At 54.4% G+C, this 18,946-nt stretch carries 1 protein-coding gene; it reads left to right on the top strand.

The window, feature by feature from the left end:
• Nucleotides 1-14 precede the first annotated feature (14 nt).
• Nucleotides 15-18,899 carry a non-ribosomal peptide synthase/polyketide synthase gene (locus tag MHI48_RS26750; protein WP_405142247.1) on the top strand — a complete coding sequence of 6,295 codons (18,885 nt, stop codon included), beginning with the start codon at nucleotides 15-17 and terminating at the stop codon, nucleotides 18,897-18,899.
• The last annotated feature ends 47 nt before the right edge of the window (nucleotides 18,900-18,946 follow it).

The following is an 18,946-nucleotide window of genomic DNA, read 5'->3' as shown; positions in this document are numbered from 1 at the left end:
GGGAGTGTGTCGATGTGAGAGAGAATACGAACAAGCAATATGGATTAACGCAAGCCCAGCGCCGGATATGGTTCATGGAAATTATGAATCCGGGCACATCCATCACGATGCTTTCCGCGACCTACCAGATTACGGGCGAGATCGACACCAAGCTGCTTGAGCAAGCGGCGGCAGAGATTGTAAAAACCTATGACGCTTTCCGAATCCGCATTAGCGGGGATATGCAAAATCCAACGCAGTGGTTCGAAGAGCTGGAGAATGTCCAAACCAGGATAAGCCACCTCGAAATAGGCACAACCGAACAATTCTATGCTTGGGTGAAAGAAGTAACCGAAAAACCGGCGAGTGTGTTCGACGAACACCTCTATCAATTTACGATGATCCATTTTGCGAACGGCCAAGTATGGCTTAATTTGACTATAAATCATATCATCGCCGATGGCTTGTCCGTCACTGCTTTGCTGCATGCGGTGATGGAAAAATACCTGGAACTGCGCAATGGCATCTTCAGCAGTTACCAGGCCCCATCCTATCTGGATTATATTTCAACTGAGCATGAATATGAGCAATCGCAGCGTTATCAAAAAGGCAAGGAATATTGGCTAACCAAGTACAAGACTTTGCCTGAAACGAGCGGCATTAAATCAGTTCCGCCATTCTCGATTGGTAGCGAATCGAATAAACGTTCCATCACTTTGGATGGTTCCCGCTATGACCGCATTCTGGCTTTTAGCGAACAATATCAGGTTAGTTTATATACGTTATTTTTGTCCGCCATGTACGTCTTATTGTATAAGCTGACCGACAGCACCGATGTTCCAGTCGGCACGGTTTTTGCCAATCGCACGAGCAAGAAGGAAAAAGAAACGATCGGTATGTTCGTCAGCACCGTGGCTACGCGGATTAGTCTGAATCCAGTTGGGTCCGTGCTTTCCTTGATCCAAACCGTTTCCAAGGAAAATACGGCGGATCTGCGGCATCAGAAATATCCTTATAACCAATTGATTCAGGATTTACGCGAACAACACGGCCGCAACGATCTTTCGGAGTTGTTCCGCACGTCTCTGGAATATCTACCTTTGAAAATCGTGGAGTACGAAGAAATCAAGGTACGTCTGGAGGCTCACTTTGCTAGACACGAGATGGACGATCTACTGCTGCGCTTCGACCATATGCTGAATGAAGGCCATGTCATTCTCCATGCTTCCTATCGTACCGGCCTGTTCGAGACGACCGAGATTGATCGCATTATGGAACAGTATGTAACCGTTTTGGACCAGTTTCTTGAGACTCCCGAACTGCGGGTGAGCGAGATTTCTCTGTTGAGCGATGAGGAGAGACACCGTATTCTGGACGTGTTTAACCCGCCGGTGGAAGCACTGAGCGAGGGAATAGCGTTTCATCGGTATGTCGAAAAGTTTGCCCGAGACATTCCGGATCACCCGGCAGTTGTTTACATGGACAAAAAGCTGACTTACGGCGAATTGAACAAACGCGCTGAGCGGCTGGCTGCGCTCCTTCGTGAACAGGGCGTGGGAAGGGAGACGATTACGGGGATCTGGGCAGAGCGTTCGGTGGAACTTCTGGTCGGTGTGCTCGCCGTATGGAAAGCCGGCGGAGCTTATGTACCGCTGGACCCCGATTATCCAGCGGAGCGGATTGAGTACATGCTCAGCGATAGCGAAGCATCGGTGCTGCTTACGCAGCGTCATCTGTTGGAGGGGGCCGGAGGTTGGCTGGCCGATGACCGGCTGAAGCTTCAAGCTGTCTATGCGATGGACGATGAACAGATGTATAACGAGGATACCTCAGCCGTGGAATTTGAATCCGCTGACAGTGCCCCACATGACTTGGCTTATGTGATTTACACCTCCGGTACGACGGGACGCCCAAAAGGCGTCATGATCGAGCATGGTAGTCTCGTGAATACGGCGGATGCGTACCGCCGTGAGTACCGGTTGGATCAGTTCCCGGTGCGGTTGCTGCAACTGGCGAGTTTCTCGTTTGACGTGTTCGTTGGAGACATCGCGCGGACGCTGTATAACGGAGGAACGATGGTAATTGTGCCAAAGGATGACCGGATTGATCCGAACCGCTTATACGGCTGGATTCGGGAGCAAAACATTACGGTATTTGAATCGACGCCTGCGCTTATCCTGCCGTTCATGCAGCATATTTATGAAGAAGGGCTGGACGTCAGCTCCATGCATTTGCTGATTACCAGCTCGGATGCTTGCAGTGTCACCGATTACCGATTGCTGCAGGAAAGATTCGGCGGACAATTCCGCATCATCAACAGCTACGGCGTTACCGAAGCGGCCATTGACAGCAGCTTTTACGATGAGCCGCTGGACAAGCTGCCATCGTTGGGTCATGTGCCGATCGGCAAAGCCTGGCTGAACGCCCGGTTTTACATTGTAGATGCCGGGTTAAAGCCGGTTCCTGTAGGGATTCCGGGGGAGCTTGTCATCGGCGGCGCCGGGGTGGCGCGCGGGTATTGGAACCGTCCGGACCTAACCAGCGAGAAGTTTGCAGACAGCCCGTTTGTGCCTGGAGAACGTCTGTATCGTACAGGAGATTTGGCCCGCTGGCTGGAAGACGGCAACGTTGACTTCATCGGCCGGATCGACTATCAGGTGAAAATTCGCGGGTTCCGGATCGAACTCGGCGAAATTGAAACGGCCCTGCTCAGTTTCCCGGGGGTCAAGCAGGCTGTGGTGACTGACCGTACGGATGAGCAGGGGCAAAAGTATTTGTGCGGTTACGTGGCGGGGGATGTTTCCTTGCAACTGAGCGATCTGCTGTCCCAATTGAAACAAGAGTTGCCTGCGCATATGGTTCCGGCCCGGTTGGTGTCTCTTGATCAGCTTCCGCTCACACCGAACGGCAAGATTGACCGTAAAGCGCTACCTGAGCCGACCGGAGAGATAGAAGCCGGCCGTGAGTATGTGGCTCCTCGCACAACGCTGGAAACAAGACTTGCTCTTATTTGGCAGCAGGTGCTGGGTATTGCGCGAGTTGGAGTCCAAGACGATTTCTTTGACCTGGGTGGTCATTCCTTGCGGGCCTCCGCGCTTGTTTCCAAGATTCGAAAAGAGCTACAAGTCGAGGTTCCGCTGCGGGACGTTTTCCGCTACACCACGATCGAACAGCTTGCCCAAAGAATTAGCGGTTTAAAGCAGCAGGAAACCTATGAGATTACAAAGGCGGCAGAGACCGAGTACTATCCGGTTTCATCCGAGCAAAAGCGTCTGTACGTCCTGCGCCAGCTTGACGCGGCCGAGCGTAGCTACAATATGTCGGCGGCGCTTCTTCTCGAAGGCAAGCTGGACCGCACGCGCGTAGAGTACGCATTCCGGGCGTTGATTCAGCGCCATGAGACGCTGCGTACCGGGATCGAGCAGGTTCAAGGCGAGCTTGTGCAGCGCATCTATGACGAGGTGGAGTTTGCTGTAGACTATTTCCAGGCGAGCGAGCTAGAAGTGGACCATATGGTGGAAGCATACTATCACCCGTTTGATCTGACTAAGCCGCCACTTCTTCGCATCGGCCTGATCGAAGTCGCCGAGGATCGCCACATCCTGTTGTTCGATATGCATCACATCGTCTCGGATGGCATCTCGACAGCATTGCTTTTCGACGAGTTCAGCCGCCTGTATCGTGGTGAGGAGCTGGCTCCGTTGCGTATTCAATACAAAGATTATGCCGTTTGGCAGCATTCCGAAGCCTACGGGCAGTTGATCCAGCCGCAGAAGGAGTATTGGCTGGAACAGCTGTCGGGCGAGCTGCCTGTATTGGAACTTCCGACGGACTTCCCGCGGCCTGCGGTGCAAAGTTTTGACGGCCGGACCGTGAAGTTTGATATTGGGAAAGAACGGACGGAGAAGCTGAAAGAACTGGCCGCACGGACGGGCACGACCCTGTACATGGTGCTGTTGTCAGCTTACTCGATCCTTATGCATAAATATTCGGGTCAGGAAGAACTGATCGTGGGAACGCCGATTGCCGGAAGAACGCAAGAAGAAGTGCAGCCAATCGTAGGTATGTTTATCAACACGCTTGCCATTCGCAGCCATCCGGAGCGTTCCAAGTCGTACCTTAAGTACCTGGAAGAAATGAAGGAAATCACACTCGGGGCTTTTGAACACCAAAATTATTTGTTCGAAGATTTGGTGGAAAGTCTTCATATTCCGCGCGCGACCGGCCGGAATCCGCTCTTTGATACGTTCTTCTCCCTGCAAAATACGGAGAATGAGCAAATTGTCATCGAGGGGCTGGAGCAATCGTTTTATCCGTTGGAAAACCGAACGTCCAAGTTCGAGCTGCTTCTGGACATTTCGGAACTGGATGGCCAGCTCGAATGCCGGTTGGAGTACGCTACGGCTTTGTATAAACAGGAGACCGCGGAACGGTTCGCCAGACATTATGACAAGCTACTCGAAACTATCGCAACAGCGCCGGAAGGGGATATTGCTTCGCTGGAAATGCTAACCGAGCAGGAAATCCGTGAACTGGTGCGCGGTTTTAATGATTCGGAGGCAGACTACCCGCGTCAGCAGACGATTCATGGCTTGTTCGAAGAGCAGGCGAAGCTTTACCCGGATAACGTGGCCGCCGTCATGAATGAGCGGCAGCTGAGCTACCACGAACTGAACGAGCGATCCAACCGCCTTGCGCGTAAGCTGCGGGAGACAGGAGTCGAAGCGGATCAGTTGGTAGCGATTCTGGCCGAACGTTCACTTGATATGGTCGTCGGCATTCTGGCGATTCTCAAAGCGGGCGGAGCCTACGTGCCTGTCGATCCCGACTACCCGGAGGAACGCATCCGCTTCATGATTGAGGATTCGGGCGCACCGTTATTGCTGATTCAAAAGCATTTGCATGAGAAGACCGATTTCGCAGGAACGCGCCTTGAATTGGACGATTTCGTTTGGGGCCACAAAGGGGCGGACTCCGCTGATGCACTGGACGCTTCGAATCTGGAACCAATTTCTGGCCCGGGTAACTTGGCTTATGTCATCTACACATCGGGAACGACCGGCAAACCCAAAGGCACGTTGATTGAGCATAAAAACGTCGTGCGCCTTTTGTTCAACGACAAGAACCTGTTCGACTTTGGGCCGTCCGACACGTGGACGTTATTCCACTCGTTCTGCTTCGATTTCTCCGTCTGGGAGATGTACGGAGCACTTCTGAATGGAGGAAAGCTGGTTATCGTACCGCCACTTACGGCGAAAAATCCAGCCGAGTTCTTGGCACTGCTGAGCCGCGAACGGGTCACGATTTTGAACCAGACGCCAACATATTTCTACCAACTGCTGCGTGAGGTTTTAGCGGACCATCCGTACAATCTGCGGATTCGCAACGTCATCTTCGGCGGCGAAGCACTCAGCCCGCTGTTGCTCAAGGGTTTCAAGACGAAGTACCCGGAGACAAAGCTGATCAATATGTACGGTATTACCGAGACGACGGTTCACGTGACGTATAAGGAAATTACATGGATCGAGATGGAGGCGGCAAAGAGTAATATCGGCAAGCCGATCCCGACACTGAGCGTGTATGTTCTGGATGAAAACCGTCGTCCTGTTTCGATCGGCGTAGCAGGCGAAATGTACGTGGCCGGTGAAGGCCTGGCAAGAGGATACCTGAATCGACCGGATTTGACGGCGGAAAAGTTCGTTGATTCCCCGTTTGCGGAGGGGGAAAAACTGTATCGCTCAGGCGACTTGGCGGCATGGCTACCGGACGGCAATATTGAATACCTCGGCCGGATCGACCATCAGGTCAAAATCCGCGGGTACCGGATCGAGCTGGACGAAATCGAGACGCAACTTCTGAACGTGGAGGGCGTGGAAGAAGCGGTGGTGCTCGCCCGTCAGGACAACGAGGGAGAGAAGGCACTTGTTGCCTACTTTGTTGCAGACCGGACGCTGACAGTCAGCGAAATGAGAACCTCGCTGGCACAGGGAATGCCGGGATACATGATCCCGTCGTATTTCGTGCAGCTGGAGCGCATGCCGCTGACGTCTAACGGCAAAGTGGACCGCAAAGCGCTGCCGGAGCCGCAAGGTAGCCTGCAAACGGGCGTCGAATACGTAGCCCCTCGTAACCTTACGGAGTCCCAGCTTGTGAAGATCTGGGAGGAAGTGCTGGGCAACTCCGGCATTGGAGTCCTGGACAATTTCTTTGAGCTCGGAGGGCATTCCTTGCGGGCGACAAACCTTGTCAGCAAGATTCGGAAGGAAATGAACGTTGAACTTCCGCTGCGCGATGTGTTCCGCTATATGACGGTAGAATCTATGGCAGAAGCTATTGCCAGCTTGAAAGAATCGCAGCACAGCTCGATTCCAAAAGCGGAAGAGAAAGCGTACTATCCAGTTTCCTCTGCGCAAAAAAGGCTGTATGTCCTGCACCAGCTAGATAGCTCGGAGCTGAATTACAACATCCCGAGCGCCTTGCAATTGAAAGGGAATTTGAACGAGGCCAAAATGGAAAAGGCGCTGACTACTTTGGTGGCCCGGCACGATATGCTGCGCACCGGTTTTGAAATCGTGAATGGAGAGCCGGTTCAGCGTATTCATCCGCTCGTAGATTTCAAGGTCGAGAAGCTTCAAGCAAGCAAAGATCAGGTCGCGGCCATTCTGGAAGGCTTCATTCAGCCTTTTGACTTGACCCAGCCGCCTTTGCTACGCGCCCTGCTGATCATACTTGAGAAAGAGAAATTCCTGCTTGCGCTGGATATGCATCATATTGGTTCCGACGGTCTTTCCATGGACGTGCTACTACGCGAATTTGTGGGGCTTTACAATGGGGAAGAATTGCCGGAGCTGCGGATTCAATACAAGGATTACGCCGTTTGGCAGCAATCCGACGAGCAATGTCAGCGTATCAAACGGCAGGAGGAATACTGGCGCGGGGTATTCAGCTCCGAGCTTCCGGTTCTTGAGCTGCCTCTTGACTTTTCCCGCCCAGCCGTCCGGCAGTTTGACGGTCAAACGCTCACGTTTGCGCTGGATGCGGAGAAAAGCGAAGCTCTAAAACGGCTTGCCGGAGATTCGGGGGCGACGCTGTACATGCTTCTGTTGGCTTCTTACTCCGTATTGCTTCATAAATACGCGGGACAGGAAGATATCGTAGTCGGCACTCCGATTGCCGCTCGTTCTCACGCCGACCTGCAACCGATTATCGGCATGTTTGTCAATACGCTGGCCCTTCGCTTGGGTCCGACGGCAGAGCAGACGTTCCTGGATTACTTGCAGGATGTGAAGGAAACGACGCTTGGAGCCTACGAGCACCAGGACTATCCGTTCGAGGAGCTGGTAGAAGCCCTTCAGGTGAGCCGGAATTTAAGCCGGAATCCGCTGTTTGACACCATGTTTTCTTTGCAAAAGCACGAAAGCCTGGATTTAGCCCTGGAAGGCTTGCAATGGTCGCTGTTTGACATCGAGGAAAAGAGAGCAAAGTTTGATCTTAGCCTGGATATCGTGGAAGAGGGTAACGAGCTGGTTTGCAAGATCGAGTACGCTACCTCGTTGTTTAGACAGGAAACGATGGTACGGCTGGCGGGTCATTACGAGCAGCTTTTGGCATCGATCTTGGCTCAGCCGGGTGCGAGGATCTCGGATTTAAATATCTTGAAGGACAGCGAAAAGCATGATTTGCTGGTCGGGTTTGCCGTGTCGTCTTCGGCTCTGGCGAAGCAATCCGCCTCAGAGGGTCCAGGCTTGGAAGCGGATGAGTCGTGGAGAGAGAGAACGATCCACGAGCTGTTCGAGGAGCAAGCAGAGCGAACGCCTGAGCAGGTGGCCGTTGTCTATGGGGACAGCAGCCTGACTTACCGGGAGTTGAACGAGCGGGCGAACCGGCTGGCGCGATCCTTGCGTGCCTCTGGCGCGCAGGCCGATCAGCCGATCGCGATCATGGCCGAGCGCTCGCTGGAGATGATCGTGGGCATCTATGCGATCTTGAAGGCCGGGGGCGCCTACGTGCCGATCGACCCGCAATTCCCGCAGGAGCGCATCCGCTACATGCTCGAAGATTCGGGCGCTAGGCTGCTGCTGATTCAGAGCCATTTGCGGGAAAGCGCGTCATTTGCCGGGACAGAGCCACTTGGCGGTCTATCGCTCGTCGATCTGAACGATCCATCCGCGTATGATGAAGACGGCTCGAACCTGGAGCCGGCGAGCGGACCGGAGCACTTGGCCTACGTCATTTACACATCGGGCTCGACAGGCAAGCCCAAAGGCGTCATGGTGGAGCACCGTCCGGTGATCAACCGGCTGCTGTGGATGCAGAATGCATACCCGATCGACTCCAGGGATACGATTCTGCAAAAGACGGCGATCACCTTCGACGTTTCCGTGTGGGAGCTGTTTTGGTGGGCTTGGACGGGGGCCAAAGTTTGCTTGCTGCCGCCGGGCGGAGAGAAGAATCCCGAGACGATTCTGGACACGATCGAACGGCAAGCCGTCACCACGATGCACTTTGTGCCGTCGATGCTGCACGCCTTCCTCGAATATGTCGAGCGTCAGCCGAGCGAAGATCTGGGTAACAAGCTCTCTTCGCTGAAACGGGTGTTTGCAAGCGGGGAAGCGCTGGCGATATCGCATGTGAGCCGGTTCTGGCAGTGGATTTCGTCATCCGTGAATCAAGCGCAGCTGATCAACCTTTATGGGCCTACGGAAGCGACGGTTGATGTCTCGTACTACGATTGCGGACCGGAAGAGGCGTATGTATCGGTGCCGATCGGCAAGCCGATCTCGAACATCCGGCTGCATATTGTCAAGGAAGGGACGACAGCGCTGCAGCCGGTCGGCGTGCCGGGCGAGCTGTGCATCGCGGGCGAAGGTCTGGCTAGAGGCTACTTGAACCGTCCCGAGCTGACCGCGGAGAAATTCGTAGAGTGTCCGTTTGCGCCGGGCGGGCGGATGTATAGGACGGGCGATCTGGCCAGATGGCTGCCGGACGGCAACATCGAGTATATGGGCCGGATCGACCATCAGGTGAAAATCCGCGGGTACCGGATCGAACTCGGCGAGGTGGAGGCGCAGGTCCTGAAAGCGGCGTCCGTCCAAGAGGGGGTTGTCATCGCCAGAGAAGACGAAGCCGGTCAGAAGCAGCTCTGCGCGTACTTCGTGGCGGACAAGCCGCTTGCGGGGAGCGAGTTGCGAAGCGCGCTGGCGGAGGATCTGCCTGCGTACATGATTCCGTCCTACTTCGTGCAGCTGGAGCGGATGCCCCTCACACACAGCGGGAAGCTCGACCGCAAGGCGCTGCCCGCACCGGAAAGCAGTATGCTCGTTGGAACGGAATACGTGGCGCCCCGGACGGCGGCGGAGCAGACGCTGGTTGCGGTGTGGCAAAAGGTGCTGGGAGCGGGTCGTCCGATCGGCGTGATGGACAATTTCTTCGAGCTCGGCGGGGATTCAATTAAATCGATCCAGGTGTCGTCCAGGCTACATCAGGCCGGGTACAAGCTGGAAATTAAGCATTTGTTCAAATATCCGACCGTAGCGGAATTAAGCCCGTATCTCCAGTCGGTCTTAAGACGCGCCGATCAGGGAGCAGCTACGGGAGAGACGGGGCTGACGCCGATTCAGCGCTGGTTCTTCGAGCAGTCGTTCGCCGAGCTGCACCACTTTAACCAGGCGGTGATGCTGTACCGGGAGGAAGGCTATGACGAAGCGGCGCTTCGTCAGGCCGTGCGGAAGCTGGCCGAGCATCACGATGCGCTGCGCCTCGTCTTCAGCCGGACCGAGAGCGGGTATGCGGCATGGAACCGGGCCATCGAGGAAAGTGACGGCGAGCTCTACAGCCTGGAAGTGATCGATTTCCGCGGAATGACGGACTGCGCGCAGGTGATCGAAGCCAAGGCGAACGAGCTTCAGCGCAGCATTGACCTGCAGGTAGGGCCTTTGCTGAAGCTCGGCTTGTTCCGCTGTACGGATGGAGATCATCTGCTGATCGCGATCCACCACTTGGTCGTAGACGGCGTATCCTGGCGGATTCTGCTTGAGGATTTTGCTGCCGGCTATGAGCAGGCGCTGCAAGGGCAGCTGATCCGTCTGCCGCTCAAAACGGATTCATTCCAAACGTGGGCGAAACAGCTCGCTGATTATGCGAACGGTCCGGCGATGGAAAGCGAGAGAGCGTATTGGCAGCATATCGAGCAATTGACCTATGAGCCGCTTCCGAAAGATTTTGAACAAGGCACATCCAAGCTGAAGGACAGCAGGCTCGTGACCGTCCGCTGGACGGCGGAGGAAACCGAACAGCTGCTGAAGCAGGCACACCGTGCTTACCATACGGAAATGAACGATTTGCTGCTTGCCGCGCTTGGCCTCGCGGTACAAGCTTGGAGCGGTCGGGAACGCGTGCTGGTGAATCTCGAAGGCCACGGTCGGGAAGAACTTTTGCCGGATGTGGACATTACGCGGACGGTAGGCTGGTTTACAAGCCAATTCCCTGTCGTTCTGGAGCCGGGTCACGTCCAGGCGCTCGGTCATCAGGTGAAACAGGTGAAAGAAAGCTTGCGCCGCATTCCGAACAAAGGAATCGGCTACGGCATCCTGCGTTATTTGTCGGCGCCGCATGACGGCGAGCGCTTTGCTTTAGAGCCGGAGATCAGTTTCAACTATCTGGGCCAGTTCGACCAGGATTACGAAAGCAGCGGCTCGCAGCCGTCTCCGTTCAGTCCTGGCTCAGATTCAAGCCCGAATGCTGTGATGAATTATGTCCTCGATATCAACGGTATGGTATCGGAAGGCGTGTTGGAACTTACGATCCGTTACGGGGAAACCCAGTATCAACGGGAGACGGTTGAGCGCCTGGGCACCCTGCTTCAATCGAGTTTGCGTGAAGTCATCAGCCATTGCGTATCGAAAGAGCGGCCGGAGCTTACGCCTAGTGACGTACTGCTTCAAGATGTGACGGTGGAGGAACTGGAGCGGCTGTCCGAACATACGACGGCACTCGGCGAACTGGAGAATGTATACACCCTGACTCCGCTGCAAAAAGGGATGTTGTTCCACAGCTTGCTGGATGCCGATTCGGAAGCCTACTTCGAACAGGTGACCTTCGATCTGTATGGAAGCCTGAATGTGGAAGCCTTCACCCGCGGATTGGATACGCTGGTACAGCGAAATGAGGCGCTGCGGACCAATTTTATTACCGGCTGGAGAGACGAGCCGATTCAAGTGGTATTCCGCGAGCGGAAGTGTGAAGTGTACTTTGAAGATATTCGCTTGGTAAGCGATGAACACCCGGAGAAGACGATAGCCGATTTTGTCAGCGCGGATAAAGCGAACAAGTTCGATTTGGCTCAAGGCTCTCTGATGCGCGTTACAGTTTTGCGTACGGGCGAAGAGTCCTACCAAGTGATCTGGAGTCACCATCACATTTTGTTGGACGGCTGGTGCATGTCCTTAATGATCAAGGAAGTGTTCGACACCTACTTCGCGTTCCAGGAGCAGAGGACGCTGGAGCTTCCTCCGGTTACCTCGTACTCTCGGTATATCGAATGGCTGGAAGCTCAAGATGCCGCGAAAGCTTCGCGTTACTGGTCCGAGTATTTGGCGGGTTATGATCAGCAGACCAAGCTGCCTCGGGAGAAAACAGGGCTGAAGCAGGGCGCTTTTGAAGCAGCTGAGATCGATGTGGAACTCAGCAAGGAACTGACTGGGCAAATCGAGCGGGTGGCGCGCCAGCATCAGGTGACGCTTAATACATTCATGCAGACCGTATGGGGACTGGTTCTGCAGGTATACAACAACAGCGAAGATGTTGTATTTGGCTCCGTCGTATCCGGGCGTCCAGCGGAGATTCCGGGTATCGAAAGCATGATCGGTCTGTTTATTAATACGATCCCCGTCCGTATTCAAGGCAAAGCCGAGGAGACGGTAGCCGATATTTTGAGAAAAACCCAGGATCAAGCGCTGACATCGGGAGCTTACGAAACGTTCCCGCTGTTCGAAATTCAGTCGCTGAGCGAGCAAAAGAGCGACTTGATCAACCATATTATGGTCTTTGAAAATTATCCGATGGAAGAACAGATTGAGCAGGTTGTCGGCGGAGGACAAGAAGCGCTGAAAATCGCTAATATCCAATCGCCGGAACAAACGAACTACGATCTGGACATTACCGTCATTCCGGAAGAGCATATTTTGCTGCGGTTTACGTACAATGCACTGACATTCAGAGAGCAAGACATCAGGCAGATCCACGGTCATTTTGCCCGTGCATTGGAGCAGGTTGCGGCTAATCCGAATGTTCGTGTACATGAGTTAGAGCTTTTGACGGCGGCGGAAAAAGAAGAAATTGTCGGCGTGTTTAATCCGGTGCAGCCGGAAGTGGCTCCTGTGGCAGCGTTCCATCGACTGTTCGAGGAACAGGCGGAACGCACGCCGGAAGCGGAGGCCATCGTATACGAGAACGATCGGCTGACGTATACGGAACTGAACGAGCGGGCGAACCGCCTGTCGACCACGCTACGTGCAAGCGGAATAGGCCGGGAGACCATCGTTGGCATTCTCGCCGAGCGTTCGGTCGATTTGCTGGTGGCCGTGATGGCCGTCTGGAAAGCGGGAGGGGCGTATGTACCGCTTGACCCGGATTATCCGGCGGACCGCGTGCGGTTCATGCTGGAAGACAGCGGAGCGAAGGTACTGCTGACACAAACGCTGCTGCGAGAGCGTGCCGAATCCTGGCTCGGCGAAGAGGAACTAGCACTGGAGAAGGTGCTGTATCTCGATGACGAAACGTCATACAGCGAAGATCGAGCGAATGCACCAATGGACTTCGGCCAAGGCTCCAGCATGGTTTCAGGTCTGATCTCCAGCGAGCTGACGGGTGCTGTGAACGACCTTAATGAGAGCCATCCAAATGTTGTGGGCATGGACAGCTTCCATGAAGCCCGTCCTGAGGACTTGGCGTATGTCATCTACACGTCGGGAACGACGGGCAAGCCAAAAGGCGTAATGATTGAGCACCGCAGTCTAGTGAACACGGCGGCGGGTTACCGGCGGGAATACCGGTTGAATCAGTTCCCGGTAAGGCTGTTGCAGCTCGCCAGCTTCTCGTTTGACGTATTCGTGGGCGATATCGCGCGGACGTTGTACAACGGCGGCAGCATGGTCATTGTACCGAAGGACGATCGGATCGATCCGTCTCGTCTGCACTACTGGATAGAGCAGGAGCAAGTGACGATCTTTGAATCAACACCAGCACTGATCGTGCCGTTCATGGAGCATGTGCACGAGCAGGGGCTGGAGATGAGCAGGATGGAGCTGTTGATCACAAGCTCGGACAGCTGCAGTGTGGCAGATTACCGGACCTTGCAGGAACGGTTTGGTTCGTCGTTCCGCATCATCAACGCCTACGGCGTGACGGAAGCGGCAATTGACTCCAGTTTCTATGACGAGGAGTTGGCGAAACTGCCGCAGACAGGCCATGTGCCGATTGGCAAAGCGTGGTTGAATGCGAAGTTTTACATCGTGGATGCACATCTGAACCCGGTGCCAGTCGGCGTGCTGGGCGAATTGGTTATCGGCGGAGTCGGTGTGGCGCGCGGGTACTTGAACCGTCCAGAGCTGACGGAAGAGAAGTTTGTAGACAGCCCTTTCACCGCGGGTGAGCGACTGTATCGCACGGGAGATTTGGCGCGGTGGATGGAGGACGGCAACGTGGACTTCATCGGCCGGATCGATAACCAGGCAAAAATCCGGGGTTACCGGATCGAGACGGGCGAAGTCGAAGCAAAGCTGCTGAGTGTAGGTGGCGTGAAGGAAGCGGTCGTTGTTGTCAGGGAAGATCAAGAAGGGCAGAAAGCGTTGTGCGCTTATTATACAGTGGAAAAAGGCTTGACGGCGGCAGATTTGAAACGGGCTATCTCCAGCGAGCTACCGGGATACATGATTCCGTCGTATTTCGTCGAACTGGAGCAATTGCCTCTAACGCCAAATGGGAAAATTGACCGGAAGGCGCTGCCAGCGCCGGAAGGGGGAGCAGGCGGAGGCTGCGAATACGTGGCGCCGCGCACCGAACTGGAGGCAAAACTGGCCGCCATTTGGCAGGAGGTACTTGTTCGGGATAAGGCGGTAGGCGTAACGGACAACTTCTTCGACCTCGGAGGACACTCCCTACGGGCGACAACACTTGTCAGCAAAATGCATAAGGAGCTGGGCGCCCAATTCCCGCTTCGCGACGTATTCCGCTACTCGACAGTTGAGGAAATGGCTGTGGCTATGGAGCATTTGGAGATCGGCTCGTTTATGGCTATTCCGGATGCGGAACCTAGCGAGTATTATCCGCTCTCTTCTGCGCAGAAACGTCTCTATATCTTGAACCAGCTGGAAGGAGGCGAGCTGAGCTACAATATACCGGGAGCTATGCTGCTCGAAGGACAGCTCAACCGGCAGCGGTTTGAAGAAGCGTTCCGCGAGCTTGTAGCTCGTCATGAAACGCTGCGTACCAGCTTTGAGATGGTTGAAGGCGAAGCGGTTCAGCGGATTTACGAAGAAGTCACCTTCCAGGTGGAATATGTGCAGATCAGCGGGGAGCAGGCGGAAGAAACGGTGCGCCAATTCGTTCGTGCGTTTGATCTGGCGAAGCCGCCACTTCTGCGGGTGGGCATTGCCGAACTCGCGCCGGATCGTCACATCCTGATGTTCGATACACATCATATTGTATCTGACGGCGTTTCAATGGACGTACTGATCGAAGAGTTTGTGCACTTGTACAGCGGGGAGCCGCTCAAGCCACTCCGCATTCAGTACAAAGATTATGCAGTATGGCAGCAATCGGACGAGCAGAAAACGCAGCTTGCCAAGCAGGAAGCCTACTGGATTGACATGTTCCGCGGAGAACTGCCAGTTCTGGAAATGCCAACGGACTATCCGCGCCCGGCTATGCAGAGCTACGAGGGCCGTACGCTGCAATTGTTTATGAATATTGAGAAAAGCGAAGGTCTGAAACGGCTTGCAGCTGAAAACGGCGCAACGCTTTACATGGTTCTGCTTGCGGCGTATAACGTGCTTCTGCATAAATATTCAGGTCAGGAAGACGTGGTGGTTGGTACGCCGATTGCGGGCAGAAATCATAGCGACGTTCAACCGCTAATCGGGATGTTCGTTAATACATTGGCCATCCGCAGTTACCCGGCTGCCGGTAAAACGTTCCTTGACTACTTGAAGGAAATCAAGGAGACAACGCTGGGTGCTTTTGAACATCAGAATTATCCGTTTGAGGAACTGGTGGATAAGGTAAACGTGGCTCGTGATTTACGCCGTCATCCACTGTTTGATACGATGTTTGCTTTGCAGAATACAGAAAATGTGGAAATTCAGCTTCCGGGACTGCATCTGTCGACGTGTGCCAGCGAAGAAATTGTTTCCAAATTCGATCTCAGCTTGGACGTTACGGAGATTGAGGACGGCTTGGAATATCTGTTTGAATACGCCACGGCTCTATATAAAACCGAAACGGTGGAGAAGTTGGCTGCCCACTACTTGCAGCTGCTTGAATCCATTCTCCGCAACCCGTCGACGACTATTGCCGAGCTGAACTTGTTAACGGCAGAGGAAAAAGAAGCAATTATCGGCGCGTTTAACCCAGCGCAGCCGGAAGAGGCTCCTGTGGCAGCGTTCCATCGACTGTTCGAGGAACAGGCGGAACACACGCCAGAAGCGGAAGCCGTCGTATACGAGAACGATCGGCTGACGTATGCGGAGCTGAACGAGCGGGCGAACCGCCTGTCGGCCACGTTGCGCACAAGCGGCATCGGCCGGGAGTCAATCGTCGGCATTCTCGCCGAGCGTTCGGTGGACCTGTTGGTGGCCGTGCTGGCCGTCTGGAAAGCAGGCGGGGCGTATGTACCCCTTGACCCGGATTATCCGGCGGACCGCGTGCGGTTTATGCTGGAAGACAGCGGAGCGAAGGTGCTGCTGACACAAACGCCGCTGCGAGAGCGTGCCGAAGCCTGGCTCGGTGAAGAGGAACTGGCACTGGCGACGGTGCTGTATCTCGACGACGAAACGTCATACAGCGAGGAACGAAGCAATGTGTCAATGGACTTTGGCCAAGGCTCCAACAGTGCTCCCGATCGAGTCAACGGCAAGCTAACGGGGGCTGTGAACGGTGGTGGCGAGAGTCATCCGAATGATGTTGATGTTGTCGGTATGGACAGCTTCTCTGAAGCCCGTCCGGAGGATCTGGCGTACGTCATCTACACGTCGGGAACGACGGGCAAGCCAAAAGGCGTGATGATCGAGCATCGCAGCCTAGTGAACACGGCAGCGGGCTACCGACGGGAATACCGGTTGGATCAGTTCCCGGTGCGACTGCTGCAACTCGCAAGCTTCTCGTTTGATGTTTTCGTGGGCGATATCGCACGCACGTTGTATAACGGAGGCACAATGGTCATTGTACCGAAGGACGACCGGATTGATCCGTCTCGTCTGCACCACTGGATAGAGCAGGAGCAAGTGACGATCTTTGAATCAACACCAGCACTGATCGTGCCGTTTATGGAATACGTGCATGAGCAGAGGCTAAAGTTAAGCGGTATGGAGCTGTTGATCACAAGCTCGGACAGCTGCAGTGTAGCGGATTACCGTACCTTGCAGGAGCGGTTTGGCTCGTCGTTCCGCATCATTAACGCCTATGGTGTGACGGAAGCGGCAATCGACTCCGGTTTCTATGACGAAGAATTGGCGAAACTGCCGCAGACAGGCCATGTGCCGATTGGCAAAGCGTGGTTGAATGCGAAGTTTTACATCGTGGATGCACATCTGAATCCCGTACCCGTCGGTGTGCTGGGCGAGCTGGTCATCGGCGGCGTTGGCGTAGCACGTGGGTACTTGAACCGTCCAGAGCTGACGGAAGAGAAGTTTGTAGATAGCCCTTTCACCGCGGGTGAGCGGTTATATCGCACGGGAGATTTGGCGAGGTGGATGGAGGACGGAAACGTGGATTTCATCGGCCGGATCGACAATCAAGCGAAAATCCGGGGCTACCGGATCGAAACGGGTGAGATTGAGTCGCAGCTGCTGCGGGTGGTAGGTATACGCGAAGCGGTGGTGCTGGTTCGAAGTGATGCGAACGGTCAAAAGGCGCTGTGCGCCTACTACACAACGGATATCGAACTGACGGCGGCCGACCTGAAACGAGCGATCTCCAGCGAGCTGCCAGGTTACATGATCCCGTCGTACTTTGTGGAGCTGGAGCATTTACCTCTGACACCAAACGGGAAAATCGACCGGAAAGCGCTGCCGACGCCGGAAGAGGGAGCAAGTGCAGGACGCGAATACGTGGCGCCGCGCACCGATCTGGAGACGAAACTGGTCTCCATCTGGCAGGACGTGCTTGGGTCAGTTACGATTGGTGTGACGGACAACTTCTTCGACCTCGGCGGTCACTCGCTGCGGGCGACGACGCTGGTCAGCAAGGTGCACAAGGAGCTGCACGTGGACCTGCCACTGCGCGATGTATTCCGGTACTCGACTATTGAAGCGATGGCTGAAGTGATTAGCCGATTGGAGCAGCAGGAGTTCCTTTCCATTCCGGTTCTGGATAAAAGGGAGTATTATCCGCTTTCCTCTGTGCAAAAGCGGCTGTACATCCAGCAGCAGATGGAAGGCGCCGAGCTTAACTACAACATGTCCGGCATGACGGTTCTTGTCGGGCGCTTGGATCAGAATCAATTCGAGGCGGCGCTCCAAGGATTAATCGCTCGTCACGAAGTTTTGCGAACTGGCTTCGAAATGGTCGACGGCGAACCGGTACAACGGATTTATTCGGACTTGGAGTTTGCCGTCGAGTATACACAGGCGACGGAAAGTGAAACGAAAACCATTGCGGATGCCTTTGTACGTGTCTTTGATTTGGAGCGGCCGCCGCTGCTGCGTGTGGGCTTAGTTGAATGGGAAGCGGAACGTCATCTGCTTATGCTGGACATTCATCATATCGTCACGGATGGCATGTCGATGGGTATCTTTATCGAAGAGCTGCTACGCCTATATAACGGTGAGACGTTGGAACCGCTTCGGATTCAATACAAGGAATTTGCCACTTGGCAGCAGTCCGAACCTGTAAAAGAACGGCTGAAACGCCAGGAAGCCTACTGGCTGGACATGCTGGAAGGTGAACTGCCAACGCTTGAGCTACCTACGGACTTTGTCAGACCTGCCGCTCGCAGCTTTGAGGGAGATGTGCTGCCTTTCAGTATCGACAAGCAGATGACGGACAACTTGCAGCGCATTGCCGATGAGAACGGTGCTACCCTATATATGGTGTTATCGGCGGCCTATTCAATCCTGCTCAGCAAGTACTCGGGACAAGAAGACTTCATTGTAGGCACACCGGTTTCAGGCCGCACACATGCCGACCTGGAGCCACTCATCGGAATGTTTGTCAACACGTTGGCGATTCGTCATTATCCATCCGGGGAGAAGACGTTCCTTGCTTACTTGAACGAAGTCAAAGAAACGATGCTGGGGGCCTACGACCACCAGGATTATCCGTTTGAAGAGCTTGTGAAAAAGCTGCAGGTGCCGCGAGATCAAAGCCGCAATCCTGTATTTGATGTCATGTTTGCGCTGGAAACGAAGGAAGATAACGTTCAAAGCTTCGGGGATATCCAGATCGAATCTTATCCGGAAACGCATGCGGTTGCTCAATTTGACCTTACCTTGGTCATTTCGTTGCTGGATGAGGGAATGAACGGGCAGTTTGAATATGCTACCAAGTTGTTTACGCGCAATCTGATCGACAATTTCGCTCAGGACCTGCTCGTGATCATCACCCAAATTGGCGAACAGCCTTCGGTGCTGCTCAAGGATATTTCCCTGAACGGGCAATCCGAACAGGAGCAAGATGAGCTAGAGGCTATTGATATTATTTTCTAATTCTTAGAAGTAATTGCCAATTGTTGCAGACGAGTTTAAAGTCAAGT

This window comes from Paenibacillus sp. FSL H7-0942, from assembly GCF_045040715.1.
GTDB lineage: Bacteria > Bacillota > Bacilli > Paenibacillales > Paenibacillaceae > Paenibacillus > Paenibacillus amylolyticus.
This window is presented reverse-complemented; position numbering and strand designations above follow the sequence as displayed.